Origin of the sequence: Gemmata sp. SH-PL17, from assembly GCF_001610855.1 — a bacterium.
GTDB classification, from domain to species: domain Bacteria; phylum Planctomycetota; class Planctomycetia; order Gemmatales; family Gemmataceae; genus Gemmata; species Gemmata massiliana.
The window spans coordinates 8,889,683-8,902,648 of sequence record NZ_CP011271.1 but is presented as its reverse complement, the minus strand read 5'-3'; the positions used below and the strand labels follow the sequence as shown (position 1 = coordinate 8,902,648).

The following is a 12,966-nucleotide window of genomic DNA, read 5'->3' as shown; positions in this document are numbered from 1 at the left end:
GTTTGCGTGAAGAGGGTAGTCGGCGGGTGCCGAAACAAAGTGAGTCGCTGACACAAGCCAGTCAAAATTTCCCGATTATTCCGGGCGCCTCCCAGCCGCGACCCGGTTTCAGGAGAACTCACTCATGGCGCGTTCACACAAAGTGCTCGGCTTCCTGCTCGTGACGATCCTCGGCGTCTACGGGTGCGCGAAGGCGCCGAGTTCGGCCTCGACCGAAAGCAACGCCGCGAGTGCCAAGGTCCAGAAGCTCGAAGAGGAATACCGCGGCGCGATCGCGGCCCGCGACCAACTTCGCCAGAAGCTCGCCGCGAGTGAGGAACTGGCCGCGAAGACCAAGAAGGAACTGGAGCAAACTCAGGCCGCCGCTGCCACCGAGCGCGACGCACTGAAGACCGAAGTGAAGGCCCGCACCGGCGAACGCGACGCGCTGCAAACGCAGTTCGAGTCGTTCCGCAAGACACTGCGTGACATGCTCGGCAGCGCGGACACTGCCGTGAGCAAACTGAACCTGCCCGCCACGCAACCGGTCATGACCTCGCTCGGCGCCCGAAACTAATAACGAACGGATCTGACGAAACGCGAGTGGGGTGGCGAAGCCAATGTGCTTCGCCACCCCACTCGCGTTTCTGCGACGAACTCACTCAACAAGTGCCAACGAGGGTGGTTCTCACACCGCAGGGTCTTTGCCGTTCAACCAAGGGCCGGCGAGCGATTGGTGCGGGGGCGGTTGCACCACCCCGCCGTCACCGCCGCTCCAACCGAAGACCTGATTCGGCTTTGCGCCTTGTTTGCTGCGCTTCTCCCATCGCTCGGCCCACGTCGAATCTGCGGTCGTAACCGCTCGCTTCTCGCGGTCCCAGAAGAGCGCCTTACCCGTGCGGTAGCTTTGCACCGCCATTGCCGCGGTCGTAACGGCCACGGCCCCCAGGTCCGGCGGGCTGAACGTGCTCTGGCGCTTGGCTCGAACGCATTCCAGGAAGTTTTCCCACAATGCTTCGGTATCGTTTCGCGGTGGTTCCACGCTCTCGAACGAGGCCGGTTCGGGTGCTTGTTCCATCCGGGCCGGGAAGCTCGCGCCGCGAGTTGGGTCGTCGCGGAACAGGTGGAACCCGCCCTTCACGAACTTGATCGCACCCAGGCGCCCGCGAATGACGTCTTCAATCGGGTAGCCGCTCAGGGTCGTTGCGGTCACGACGAGCTGACAGCCCTCTTCGTAGTCTGCGACCACGGTTCCCACGTCGGGCACGTCGCGCCCGTCGTATTCGAGGTACAGCCCGCCGCCGGCCGTCACGCGGGCCGGGAACCGCACCCCCATTGCTGCGCTCATGCGCGTGACGTGGTGCGTGAGCATGTCAGTGAACGGCCCACCGCTGAACGGCCACAAGCACCGCCACTGCGCGAACGCGGCCGCCGCTGAAACGCAAAGTCACGTTCACTAATCGCGGCGTTACGCGCTCTGGTACGCGGCTTCGAGGTGCTTCACGTAAGTCGCAGCGTCCGTAAGCGGCGAGTTCGACACCATGTCCCGGAGGCTGCCGCGGAGGTCGGCGAGGGCGTCGCGCTGGTCGGCCCACGTCGCGGCCAGCGTCACGAGTTGCTCGGGGGTGTCGGCGATGAACTCCGGCAGCCCAAGGGCGTTCAGTAAGCTCATGCCCTGTCGACCGCGTGCGTCGCGCCCCACAGCCGTCAGCACCGGGACGCCCATCCACAGCGAATCGCACGTCGTTACCGCGCCACCGTATGGGAACGGGTCGAGCGTCACGTCGAACGGTTGATATGCCTCGAAGTAATCGTTCCCCGAGAGCCGGTACACGAGTTCCAAGCGGTCCGGAACGACGCCGCGCTGCGTGAACCGGGCGGCGATGTCGGCCGACGAGTTGACCGACTGTCCCACGAGCAGCACCAAACGCGACTTCGGTACGGACTTCAGGATTTCGGCCCACGCATCCACACAGGCATCGGACAACTTTCCGGGGTGGTTCAGGCACCCGAACGTAAACGCGCGCCGGCTCGCGGGCGGCGGGGTCGGAGCGGGGGCGTTGGCCGGCGGGACGTACAGCCAACTGAGATCGGGCAGTCGCAGGAGCTTCTCGGTGTACAGCGTCTCCGCGCCGGGCGGATCAATCTGCGAATCGGTGACGCGGAAGTCCATCGCCCGCATCCCCGTTGTCGCGGGGTAACCGAAGAGGTTGATTTGAACCGGTGCCGGGCCACGTGCGAACACGAGCAGGCGGTTCCCCGGCCCGTGCCCGTTCAGGTCCACGAGAACGTCGATTTCGTCCGAACGAATGAGCGACGCCGCGCGGTCGTCCGGGAGGTGTACGATCGGCTTCCACGAATCCGCGAGCCGGCGCAGGCGGTCGTATTCCTCGCCCTGGCGCCCCGTGTTCGGGTACGCGGTGATGTGGAACTGCGTGCGGTCGTGGTGCGTGAGAAGCGATTCCAGAAACGCGCGCGAGGCACGTGACCGAAACTCACCGAACACGTACCCAATGCGAATCCGACCGGGAGTGTCTTGGTCGCGCTTGTGCGGGCGCTCCGCGAGTGCAAGCGGGTCCGCGAACGCGGTGGCCCAAGCCACGTGCTCGTCGCGCAACTGTTCCGGTGTGAGCGTCGAGGAGTACAGCAGGTTACTGAGCAGCGAGCTTTGTGCGATCGGGTTGGGGGCCAGTTCGAGTGCCCGGCGCAGAGCTTCAACCGCTTCTGTTGTGCGGCCGTGTTCACCGAGGCTCGTCCCCAAATTCGCCCACGCATCCACGAACGCGGGCCGGAGGCGCACGGCATTCTGATATGCGGCCTGAGCGTCGTCCGTGCGACCAGCGGTTTCGTAAGCCACGCCCAGAGCGTTGTGTGCTTCGGGGTAGTCCGCGCGAAGCGCGACGGCGCGCTCCAAGATCTCGATCGCTTCGTCCGTTTGCCCCGCGGCGGCGAGGTGAAGCCCCAAGTTGCAGTACCCGCGCGGCGCGTCCGGGAACCGCGAAACGACCTCCCGGAACGCGGCAATCGCCTCGTCCCGGCGCCCGCACCGGGCGAGCGCGTCGCCGAGCAGGTTCAGCCCGTCGGCCACGTCGGGGGTCACGTTGACGGCGCGCGAAAAGCACTCCACCGCGCGCGGCCAGTCCCCGTCGTCGCTTACCGCCAGCCCCAAGTTAACGAGCACCAGCGGGGCGTTAGGCGATATGCGCAGCGCGTCCTCGTACAGCGGCACCGCACGAGCCGAACGTCCGGTGCGCCGGTACAGGTTCCCGAGATTAAAGAGCGTGTTGAGCTGACTGGGATCGGACGCGATCGATTCGAGGTAGAGGCGCTCGGCCTCTTCGGTTTCGCCGCGGTGGGCGAGGATCGAACCGAGATTGGTCAGGCACGCGGGGTGCCCGGGCAGCGCCTCGAGGAGCTGCCGGTACCCCTGTTCGGCTTCGTCGAGGGCGCCGCTCTGGTGAGCGGCAACGGTGCGCTGGAACAGGTCTTCCGCTGTGGCCACTGCTCCCTCCGGGAGCTGGGAAAAGGGCGAGCGGAGAGCCGCGGGCGCGAATGGTCGCCCCGCCCCGTGCTTGTTCCGCGTCACCCTTCTCTGTCCTTATTTGCCAACTATTCCGCGACGTAAGGCAACAGCCCCATGAACCGCGCCCGCTTCACGGCGGTCCCGACCTCGCGCTGGAACGCGGCGCACACCCCGCTCCGCTTGCGGCCGAGCAATTTACCCTGCCCGCTCAGCATTTTCTTGAGGCCGCTCACGTCCTTATAGTCAACGAACACGGGGCGCGGGCTCCCTTCCTTAGTACAGAACCGGCACTGCCCCTTGCGCGAACAAACCATCTTCTTCCGATTCATTCCACTCCACCCGCCCGTGTGAAACTGTGCCAACAATTCTGGTATTTCGGAAGGAGTCAGGTTAGATGGGAGGCCGGCAACTGTCAACGGAACTCTAAAGAACGTTGCTCACGCTTCGGAGCAAATCAACAACGCTCGTTATCGGACGTGAAAATGCACCCGGGGACGTGAACAGATTATTCACATCCCCGTTATCGTGAGAATCGCGCGGTGCTTAGATTAAGGAAGAGCACTCGATCACACACCCAAATCGCGCTTCAAAGAAGAGTACCAGTCACTGAACCAACCGGTGCGCACCTTGTTGTTCCCGGTGGACTCCATGACCTGCACCACCATCTTCTTCAGCTCGCGGTCGGTCTTCTTGCCTTGGGCCGCGCGCTTGACGTTCCCGAAGATGAGGTCGAATTCCTGCTGGTCGATCTTTCCGTCGTTCGCCGCAGCGGTCGCGAGTTGGTCCTCGATCTGCTTGAGGATGCGCGACTCCAGCACGTAACTGAACTCGTCGCACACCTGCCCCAGCGCGACCAGCGCGCTCTCGACGGTGACGCCCAGCTCGATGGCGATGCGGACGATCTCGCGCTCCTCGTTCCGATCGATGTACTTGTCGTCGTAAGCGCGGGCCTTGATCTCGTTGACGATCCGCTTCTTGGTGTCGTCGGGTGACATGGTGGGTCTCCTGCGTCGGCCGGCCGGGGTTCGGGCGGGGCTACGACCCGCGTACCTGATGTTCGTTGCACCGCGCGCGATCTTGGCGCGTGTGCGTGCCCGAATTTTAGCCGCCCGCGTGCGACCCGCAATCACGGATTTCGCCGAACCAACGCATCCCACGAACCGTCACGACTTCTTCTTTTTCTTCTTCCGTTCCGGCTTGTCGGTACCCCCCGCGACGGTAACTGGTACGTCGGCCGTGGGCGGCTCGCCGTTCTCGGACGCCTCGGTTGTCAAAGCACCCTCAAGAGCCGCTTCCAAGAGTTTCTTTTTCTTCTTGCCCTTCTTCCCCTTCTTGGGCGGGAACGTGCCTTCCGGCGGTGGGGTCAGGTCTTCGATGAGTTGACCGGGCTTCACACCCAGCGCCCCCGCTAGAGCTAGGATCGTGCTCGCACGCGGGTCGGCCTTCCGCCCTTGCTCCATCTTCGTAATCAGCGACAGACTCAGATCGGCCCGGTCCGCGACCTGCTGTTGCGATAAACTCGCTGCCGCCCGCAAGGTTTGCAACCGGTACGCGATATTCTTAGACAACCCCATAACGGAGCCTCTGGAAATTGTGTAGGAATTGTGTAGGCGCAGAAATGATAGCAACATCACAGGTGGCACTCAAGTGCCACTTGTGATTTTTGCCACGCGCGAATTAATCGAACCCAGATACCTAAGTCACTATTCCCCAAGTGATTCGAGCGCCCGGACGGTTTCGTGCAGGTCGAGATTGGGGTTAATTTCGAGCGCTTGGCGGAAGGCACGGAGGGCCGCGCGGGGGCGATTCAGCTTCAAATGGCACTGCCCCATTCCAGCCGCAGCGCCAAAGTGGTGCGGGTTCAAGCGCAGAACTGTTTCACAGTCCTCAATGGCCCGTGCGAACTCCCCACGTTTGAAGAACCAGATCGCGCGCTGGTTGTGGACCTCGGCGAACTTCGGGGCCTCTTGCAGAAGGCTCTCCAGTTCCGCACGGGCCTTCGCCGGGTCGGATTCGCGAACGGCATCTTGGAGGCGCTGAGTTTGTTCTTCGGTCCCCTCGCGGAACCAGAGTTCCCAGAGCGAATCCGTGGCGAAGTGCCGCACGAGCGGGTCTTCGTCCCGCAAGGCGGTCGCCGCTGTCGGGACCGACTCGGACGTGCCGATCAGCCCGATCGCACGCGCCGCGGCCCGGCGCGCGTTCACCGCACCCGTCATCAGAAGGCGCTGGAGCGTGCCCTCGGTGTAGTGCTCGCGGGCGGCATCGCGGAACTCACGCAGCGCCCCCTGAGCACCCGCCGTCCACAAGTCCTCGTCGTCTCCCAGGCGAAATTCCGGCAACCGATCGTACAGTTCCACCAAAAACGGAACGGACACGGCGCAGCCCTCGCACACACGGACCTCAAGCCACTCTAGTGTACGCGGGGTGTGAACCACAACGTCCCCTGCCGTGAATTGCGAGTCGGCGATTGACGGGCTGGCCGTATTACGGTTAACTGACAAAGCGAATATCCCCTCTCCGACCCAACTCGCACCCAACCATGACACCCGACCCCGTCGCACCTAGTCCGCAGCGCAAGAAGCGCAAATGGCTCATCGCGGGTCTCCTGATTCTCGCGCTGAGTGGCTGGGCCGTAGCCCTCTTCGTGTATGTGCGTGCGCCGAGGCCGGCGCCCGAAGGCCCCGGGGCCACGGTCGTGTTCCACATCAGCCGCACTCCACCCGCCGTTCTTCCGGGACAGGTCGTATCCGACCCGAACGAATTCGAGTCCTACCGCCAAGCTCAAGCAGCCATGATCCGCCGGCGCCTGACCCTGAATCAGGTTCTAAAAGACGAAAAGGTCGCGAACCTTTCTGTGGTCAGAAAGCAGAATGACCCCTTGGCTTGGCTCCACGACAACCTCCGCGTGTCGTTCGATTTGTCCCCGGAGTACATGCGCGTAGAACTGGACGGCGAAGACGCAGGCGAACACAGAGTTCTACTCGATGTTCTTGCGAAGGCCTATTTGCAGGACATCGACGAGCGCTACCAGGGAGCGCAGCGAGCGCGCCTGAACAAGCTGGAGGAAGTACACCGGAGCTACAGGAGCGAGACGGAGAAAAATCACCGCCGGCTCGACACAATTGCGTCGGCACTCGGAACAAAGGATGGAGCAACTTTGGCCGTTCTCGATTCCTTGCACCGGGACGAGCTGCGAACCGCGACGCGCGATTTGCAAGTCCTTCAAGAGCAACTCACACTTCTTCCGGCGGACTCCCCCGAAGCCAAGAACGTACACACACGGCTCGAAGTCGCAAAAACGCGATTAGAATCTGTCCGCAATCAAATTAGCAGATCCAACGATTACCGAACGGAATTAGAGATCATCCAGCGCGCGACTCAGAGCGTGGAACGTCTCACGGAAAAGATCGTAGACGAAATCGAAAAGATCAAAATCAACCTTGGTGCCCCCCCGCGCGTTACGCTAACAGAAGAAGCGTTCATTCGCCCGCGCCGGTAGCCGCTTCAAAACACCAGCGGCCGAGGTTCCCCGGCCGCTGGTGCGTTACCTGATGTCTCGCCCGCTTATTTCAGCGTCTTCACGAACTCCAGCACTTCTTGCGGGTGGTCCTTCGGGGTCACCTTCTCGTAGATCTTGGCGATCTTCCCGGCCTTGTCGACCACGAACGTGATCCGCTTCGGGGTCGTTCCGCCGGCCTTACCGAGGACTCCGAGTTCCTTGATGAGCTTCAGGTCGGTGTCGGCCAGGAGCGGCATCGGCAGCTTTTCCTTGTCGATGAACTCCTGCTGCTTCGCCACGGTGTCACCGCTCGCGCCGAGGAGCACCACGTTCTCCGGGAGCTTGTTCTCCTTCATCAGGTCGCGGAACCCGCACGATTCGACCGTGCACCCCGGGGTCAGGGCCTTCGGGTAGAAGAAGACGACGACCGTCTTACCCTTCAGGTCGGCGATGGAAACGGTCTTCGCGTCCTTCTTCACCTTGTCGATCTGGGCCGCGGCCAGCGGCACATCGGGGAACTGGTCTCCGACCTTCACCTTCAGAGTGGTGTCGTCAGCGCTCATAGCGGGTACAGCCATTAGACAGACGATCGCCGCAGCGACGATCTTGGTAGCGAAACGCGACATAGTGCCTCCGGGTCGGATCGAAACGGGGGGACGGGCGTTCGGCGGGACCGCGCCATTCTCGACACCCTCCCAGTTGGCGGCAAGGGGCGGGTTCCGGTTTCGGGTCCGTGGCGCGACAATTCGCCCGAACCCTTTCCCGAACGGGAAGGCTCTATTACCAAAGAGTTATCGCGAAATCGGAAACCCCGTTGACGACGTTAAGACCACGGGTTAAGAGTTATGTGTTAAGGGTTATGCGGAACGGACCGCAAGTGCGGCCCTCGCGGAACCCCGCCACTGGTAACAGGAGTTACGGCAATCCCACCATTCGATCGTAGTAATGCTCCCCGCGGCCCCGCCGGCCCGCGCATGAACGAACAAATCCGCATTACCCCCATTCGCCTCATCGGTGCCGAGGGCGAGGCGCACGGCATCGTGCCCACCGCGCAGGCCCTCGAAATGGCCCGCGAAGCCGGCTTGGACCTCGTCGAAGTGGCCGACAAGGAGCGGCCGCCGGTGTGCAAGATCATGGACTACGGGAAGTTCAAATACGCCCAGTCCAAGAAGAGCCACCAGAAGACGCACCAACAGAAGCTCAAAGAGATTCGCGTTCGCCCCAAGACCGGCGACCACGACATCCAAACGAAGATCAACCAGGCCCGTCAGTTCCTCGAGCACAACGACAAAGTGCAAGTGAACGTGCTGTTCCGCGGGCGCGAGATGCAGCACATCGAGGAAGGTCAGCGGGTAATGAACCAGGTGCTCGAAGCGCTGCAAAACGACTGCAAGCTCGAGACGCCGGCGAAGATGGAAGGCAAGCGCATGGTCGCGCTCCTGGCCCCCAAGAGCAGCGGGCCGGAAAAGGGCGGCAACCAGGGCGCGCCCAAGCCCAAACCGAAGCCCGCACCGGCCCAGGCCGTTGGAGCCGCCGCCCCCGCGCCCAAGCCCCAGGCGCCCGCGGCAGTTACCAGCGCAGCACCCGCCGCGAAGCCGCCGGTCCCGCCTAAAGCATGAATTCGGCCGCCCGCGTCCGATCGCATCGTAAAGCGTAGTTCCGGGTGGTCCCGGCCCCCGGAACTGTGTCCCCAAATCACTTCTGTCCCGCAACACGCAGCGTTTCCGGCCACGGCCAAACCGCGATCGTAGTACCGTGCTCCGAGCGGCCGGTGTTGTACGCTACCGCCAGCGCCTCACCACCGGGCGAGAACTCGATCTGACCGCCGCGCCATGACAGATCTTCCAACACCGCCCGCACGAACCCCAGCGATTTCCCGTTCGAGACGTCCCAGAACCCGATCCACCCGTGTTCCGCCTCGGCCGTGATCGCGTACAGCCCATCCGGACTGTACGCCAGATTCGTCGGTTGGTGCCAGTCAGGGATTTTCAGATCGACCGTCGGCCCGCCCGCCAACGGCACGTGTCGCACCAGGACGCGGGACGGATAGTACGATTGGCGCCGAACCAACACGGCCGTCCCGTCGGGCGTAATCGCGAATTCCGTTGTTGCGTTGAACCCGCTCGGGAACCCGTCAAAGGCATCGCGCCGGACCGCGTCCGAAGTTCCGCGCTCCACGTTCAGAACCTTCAGCTCACCGTTATACTTCATTCCTAACAGGCGCGAGCCGTCCGAGTTGTACCGGAGCGACGCGAAATCCTCGAACGCCGTCCGCCGCGTGTACTGCGGGTGTGCCGCGGTGAGGTCCGCGGTGTACGCTTGCTGATACGCAAGTAGCGTGAGGCGCGCCCCATTGGGGGCGAGAGCCCCGCGCCCCCAAATGTTCCGACTGTTAAGCACGATGTCGAGGTCACGGGCACCGGGCTGCCATCGATATACAGCGCCGTTGTGGAGTACGATCACCGCACCGGTCGCGGTCGTCGCCATCCCGATCACGAGATTGCCGAGCTTCCGCTTCCCGACTTCTTCCGTTCCGTCGGCCCGATTCACGGCGCGGAACGCGCCGGACAGGTGCTGCCCGATCAGTTGGCTCCCGTCCGGGCTGAACCCGAACTGTGACAGGTGCGACGACCACTCGCTGAACTGCCCGAACCCGCCGAGCGCGGTGCCACCGTCCGCGCGCCGGTCGAAGCACGGCCCGCAGGTGTCACCCATCCACCCGAGCGATTCCGGGCTGCCGACCGCACCGCACCGGCACACCGCAATGTACCGCTCCCCGTCGTTCTTTTCGCGCACGCCGAGCACGGCCTCCGGGTACACGTGCCACCACGGGGGCAGCGAGCGCAGTTCGACCTCGCGGCGCATGCGCGCGAACCGGTGCCGCGTGCGCCCGATGACCCGAACGTGCTTGCGCCCGGCCGGGTCGGTCCACCACGCGGCGATCACCTCCGGCACCGCGCGCCCGCCCCGGCACGACCGGCGCCGGCCCTCCGGCCCGCTCCGGAGCACGTCTTGCGCGAACCGACCCCAGAACTGAGCGTCGCGCTCGATCAGGTTGGTTTGGGTTCGGTTCTCGCGATTCGCGGCTTTCATCGCCTTGCCGAGTACACCCGTCAGTGTGTCCTCGTCGGGATCGATGATCCGCTTGTCGAAAATCGCCATCAAACGTCCTCGTTCGCCGCATTCTAACTGCGCCAATGATAGCCGCGCGTGGCAGAATCACTGCGCCGGTTGCTTCACAATGTGGGCTTTTCCAGCCATTTTTGACGCCGTGCGCGAACTGAGAGGTCAAGCGGTGCCCGTGCGAGTGGCACCTTGTAGTTTCAAACTCGTTGAGCGGTTCCGCTTTGGCCGGGGTGACGAATGTCGGCACACGTGGCGTTGTACGCGGTCGGGTTGCTGCTACTCGCGCTGGGCGCGGTGGGGCTTGTGATCGGCGCGGCCCGCCTCGACCGGGCCACCGGGCGCAGCGCGTTTGCGATCGGGATTATCGCGATAGGCTTCGGACCATGTGTTGCGGGACTCGCGTTCGACCTCGCCGCGGTGCTCCACAAACTCCCGCCCCCGGCCAAAGTGATTGGCCTCCCGCGGCTCGCGATGGGTCACGTGATCGGCGGGAACATCGCGAGTATCGGACTCGTGCTCAGTGTCGCGGCGCTCGTGCGCCCCATCGCAGGAACGGCGAAGTTATTCGCGACCGCGATCCCACTTGCCATCGTCGCGGCGCTTCTGTTTTGGTTCTTAGCACGCGACAACACCATCAACCGCGTTGAAGCCGGCGTGCTGTTGGTTGCAGGTTTGGGAGCACTCGCACTGCTTGTTCGCCAAGCGCGACGCGAACCGGACGCAGTTAAAGCGGAATTCGCGGCGTGGGTACCGAATCGACTGCCGATGTGGGCCGCCGTAGGACTGGTGCTGTCTGGCTTGGGTGGTCTGATCGGCGGTGCGATGCTGATCGCAACTCACGCGAACGCGACCGTCCGCGTCGTGCCACTCGATTCGCACCGGCTCGGACTGGTATCGGCCGCTGTCCTTGCACTACCAACACTAGTTGCAGCGATCTGCGCGGCCCGACGCGGTCGGTCGGACCTCGTTCTGGGACTCGTCGTGGGACCGATTCTGTTCAATCTGCTGTTGGTCGTTGGCGTGGTCGCAGTGGTGCGCCCCCTCCTTGTGATCGAGGGGGCAATTCTGCACGAAGTGCCGGTGATGGCTCTGTTTACGCTGTTGCTTGTTCCCCCGTTGGCGAACGGCTTCCGGGTGTCGCGCTGGGAGGGGGCGATTCTCCTCACCGCGTTTGCCGGGTTCTTCGTGTGGCAGATCACGAAGAAGTAGCTGCCCCTTCCGCCTTCGCGGTGTCTTCGTCGAGGTACTTGGCACCCCAAATCCAAAGCACACCGCTGACCGGAATGAACAGCGACACACCCACGAAAGCCGTGTGCAAGCTCGATAGGTCGGACACGAAGCCGATGATGAGCGGCGAGATCGCGTCGCCCAGTGCGTGAATGATGAGAATGTTGATCGCGAACGCCGTGGCGCGGATCTCCGACCGGGTGACGTTGGCCAAAATGGTGTTGGCCGGTCCGGTGTTGAAGAATAGGAAGAAGACGGCCACGAACAAAAGCACCCACGCCAGCGGGAACGAAACGAACAGCATTCCCAAAAAGAACGGGAACGCGATCACCATCCCCCACCCGGCAACCTTGAAGTACGCGCCCTTCACACCGCGGTTCCGCAAATAGTCACCGCATGTGCCGCCCAAGAGTGTCGCGATCAACCCGCCGATCACCACGATGCCACCGATGTAAGTGCCAATGGCTCCGTTCGTCAGGTACCCTTCGGCCGGACTCGCGTCCAGGACATCACCCTGGTAGTTGGTGACTTCCGCCTCGGTCAACAGCCCGGGTGTGCCCGGGGCTCCTTTCAAGCGCGTTTCCACTTGAGCAAGGGTCAGCACGTCCGAACCGGCGGCGGCTTCGAGCTTCTTGATGACCGCTTCCGGCACGAGCAAACTGCCGTCGGAACGGCGGTACCGGTCTTCGGTCCGGAGTCGATCGATGGCCTTCGTATCGAGCGTGAACCGCGCCTCGCGCTCGAACACATAGAGCTGCATAACGGTCGCGACACCACCCAGCACAAACGTGGACGCGGTCATCCCCGCACAGCACAGCACGAACGAGCGGTTCAGCTTCAGTTCTCGCAACACCGCCCAGTAACTCGGAGCATGAACGTCGCTCCCTTCGCGCCGAGCGAGTGCTTCATGCGCCACGTGCCGCGGAGTTTCCTTCATGAAGAAGCACATGATCCCCAGCAGAAGTCCTGGGATCACGGCGAGGTAAAAGGCCCCGCGCCAACCGAGCGAGGTTTCCGCCACCTGCGAACCGATCACGAACCCCAGCGCGCTACCGACGGGAATGGCCACATAGAACCACGCCATCACCCGACCGCGGTGATCCACAGGGTACATGTCGGACAACATCGCGGGCGCGACCGGACCGTAAGCGGCCTCGCCGATCCCGACCAAACATCGTGTAAGGAACAAGATCAAGTATCCGGTCGCCAGGCCGGTGCCACCCGTCGCGAGGCTCCAACCGATCACCGCGACACCGACTAGGAGCCACCGCGACAACTTGTCCCCGAGCCGCCCGAACACCGGCGACAGACACATGTACGCGACCATGAACGCGGTCGTGAGAGCGCCGAGCTTGGTATTCACCCACTGAGAGTCGGGCGGGAAGATCGTCGCGTCCCGTTTGATCTTGGGCAGAGTAGCCGAAAGGATCTGGCGGTCGATGTAGTTGAACAGGTTGATGCCGATGAGCAGTGCAAGTGCCCACCCCGCGCCCGGTAGTGCTTTGCTCGGCCCGGCCGAATTGGTTGCGGTTCCGGTGTGCATCGGTGGGCTTCTCCGAGCCGAGGTCGAGTGTGGATAAAAACGCGAACTCCTCGCGCTTGCGGCGCGAGG

13 protein-coding genes are annotated in these 12,966 nt (G+C 63.3%); 4 read left to right on the top strand and 9 right to left on the bottom strand.

All coding sequences use genetic code 11. The features are described from left to right. Positions 1 to 124: 124 nt before the first annotated feature. Complete coding sequence (locus VT84_RS37310) at positions 125 to 556, top strand: hypothetical protein (RefSeq protein WP_082843120.1); 432 nt, start codon at positions 125 to 127, stop codon at positions 554 to 556. A gap of 111 nt (positions 557 to 667) precedes the next feature. On the opposite strand, the gene VT84_RS37305 is transcribed toward VT84_RS37310, so the two are convergent. The 6 genes from VT84_RS37305 to VT84_RS37280 form a co-directional block, all read right to left on the bottom strand. Further along, on the bottom strand, positions 668 to 1,384 hold the full coding sequence (locus VT84_RS37305; RefSeq protein WP_204249688.1) for a hypothetical protein: 717 nt from the start codon (positions 1,382 to 1,384) through the stop codon (positions 668 to 670). A gap of 63 nt (positions 1,385 to 1,447) precedes the next feature. After that, positions 1,448 to 3,481, bottom strand: coding sequence for a tetratricopeptide repeat protein (locus VT84_RS37300; protein WP_162271969.1), 2,034 nt, complete (start codon positions 3,479 to 3,481; stop codon positions 1,448 to 1,450). Positions 3,482 to 3,588: 107 nt separating this feature from the next. Then, positions 3,589 to 3,816 carry a 30S ribosomal protein S18 gene (rpsR, locus tag VT84_RS37295; protein WP_255359587.1) on the bottom strand — a complete coding sequence of 76 codons (228 nt, stop codon included), beginning with the start codon at positions 3,814 to 3,816 and terminating at the stop codon, positions 3,589 to 3,591. Between the two features lie 252 nt (positions 3,817 to 4,068). Continuing rightward, complete coding sequence (locus VT84_RS37290) at positions 4,069 to 4,497, bottom strand: hypothetical protein (RefSeq protein ID WP_052549569.1); 429 nt, start codon at positions 4,495 to 4,497, stop codon at positions 4,069 to 4,071. A 168-nt stretch (positions 4,498 to 4,665) separates the two neighbouring features. Then, positions 4,666 to 5,076 (bottom strand): helix-turn-helix domain-containing protein, encoded by a 411-nt coding sequence (locus tag VT84_RS37285; protein WP_052549571.1) that lies wholly within the window; start codon positions 5,074 to 5,076, stop codon positions 4,666 to 4,668. Positions 5,077 to 5,205: 129 nt separating this feature from the next. Beyond that, on the bottom strand, positions 5,206 to 5,877 hold the full coding sequence (locus VT84_RS37280) for a HEAT repeat domain-containing protein (RefSeq protein ID WP_052549573.1): 672 nt from the start codon (positions 5,875 to 5,877) through the stop codon (positions 5,206 to 5,208). A gap of 164 nt (positions 5,878 to 6,041) precedes the next feature. Between VT84_RS37280 and VT84_RS37275 the strand changes: the two genes are divergently transcribed. After that, positions 6,042 to 7,001, top strand: coding sequence for a hypothetical protein (locus VT84_RS37275; protein WP_082843117.1), 960 nt, complete (start codon positions 6,042 to 6,044; stop codon positions 6,999 to 7,001). Between the two features lie 65 nt (positions 7,002 to 7,066). Here VT84_RS37275 and VT84_RS37270 read toward each other — a convergent pair whose 3' ends face one another. Further along, positions 7,067 to 7,627 carry a peroxiredoxin gene (locus VT84_RS37270; RefSeq protein WP_052549578.1) on the bottom strand — a complete coding sequence of 187 codons (561 nt, stop codon included), beginning with the start codon at positions 7,625 to 7,627 and terminating at the stop codon, positions 7,067 to 7,069. Between the two features lie 348 nt (positions 7,628 to 7,975). On the opposite strand from VT84_RS37270, the gene infC reads away from it, so the two are divergent. Further along, on the top strand, positions 7,976 to 8,620 hold the full coding sequence (gene infC / locus VT84_RS37265; protein WP_052549580.1) for a translation initiation factor IF-3: 645 nt from the start codon (positions 7,976 to 7,978) through the stop codon (positions 8,618 to 8,620). 76 nt (positions 8,621 to 8,696) lie between these two features. Here infC and VT84_RS37260 read toward each other — a convergent pair whose 3' ends face one another. Next, positions 8,697 to 10,163: a WD40 repeat domain-containing protein gene (locus VT84_RS37260; RefSeq protein WP_052549583.1), complete on the bottom strand. Its 1,467-nt coding sequence runs from the start codon at positions 10,161 to 10,163 to the stop codon at positions 8,697 to 8,699. 201 nt (positions 10,164 to 10,364) lie between these two features. Between VT84_RS37260 and VT84_RS37255 the strand changes: the two genes are divergently transcribed. Continuing rightward, the gene (locus tag VT84_RS37255) at positions 10,365 to 11,336 is read left to right on the top strand and encodes a sodium:calcium antiporter (RefSeq protein WP_052549586.1); all 972 of its coding nucleotides are present in this window, start codon (positions 10,365 to 10,367) and stop codon (positions 11,334 to 11,336) included. On the opposite strand, the gene VT84_RS37250 is transcribed toward VT84_RS37255, so the two are convergent. After that, entirely contained in the window at positions 11,323 to 12,897 is a 1,575-nt protein-coding gene (locus VT84_RS37250; protein WP_052549588.1) for a spinster family MFS transporter, read from the bottom strand. The two genes, VT84_RS37255 and VT84_RS37250, sit on opposite strands and share 14 nt — an antisense overlap. Between the last annotated feature and the right edge of the window lie 69 nt (positions 12,898 to 12,966).

Coding starts and splice junctions, on each gene's coding strand:
- infC (WP_052549580.1), top strand. CDS start 7,976: ATGAACGAACAAATCCGCATTACCCCCATTCGCCTCATCGGTGCCGAG.
- VT84_RS37260 (WP_052549583.1), bottom strand. CDS start 10,163: ATGGCGATTTTCGACAAGCGGATCATCGATCCCGACGAGGACACACTG.
- VT84_RS37310 (WP_082843120.1), top strand. CDS start 125: ATGGCGCGTTCACACAAAGTGCTCGGCTTCCTGCTCGTGACGATCCTC.
- VT84_RS37250 (WP_052549588.1), bottom strand. CDS start 12,897: ATGCACACCGGAACCGCAACCAATTCGGCCGGGCCGAGCAAAGCACTA.
- VT84_RS37255 (WP_052549586.1), top strand. CDS start 10,365: ATGTCGGCACACGTGGCGTTGTACGCGGTCGGGTTGCTGCTACTCGCG.
- VT84_RS37275 (WP_082843117.1), top strand. CDS start 6,042: ATGACACCCGACCCCGTCGCACCTAGTCCGCAGCGCAAGAAGCGCAAA.
- VT84_RS37270 (WP_052549578.1), bottom strand. CDS start 7,627: ATGTCGCGTTTCGCTACCAAGATCGTCGCTGCGGCGATCGTCTGTCTA.
- rpsR (WP_255359587.1), bottom strand. CDS start 3,816: ATGGTTTGTTCGCGCAAGGGGCAGTGCCGGTTCTGTACTAAGGAAGGG.
- VT84_RS37285 (WP_052549571.1), bottom strand. CDS start 5,076: ATGGGGTTGTCTAAGAATATCGCGTACCGGTTGCAAACCTTGCGGGCG.
- VT84_RS37290 (WP_052549569.1), bottom strand. CDS start 4,497: ATGTCACCCGACGACACCAAGAAGCGGATCGTCAACGAGATCAAGGCC.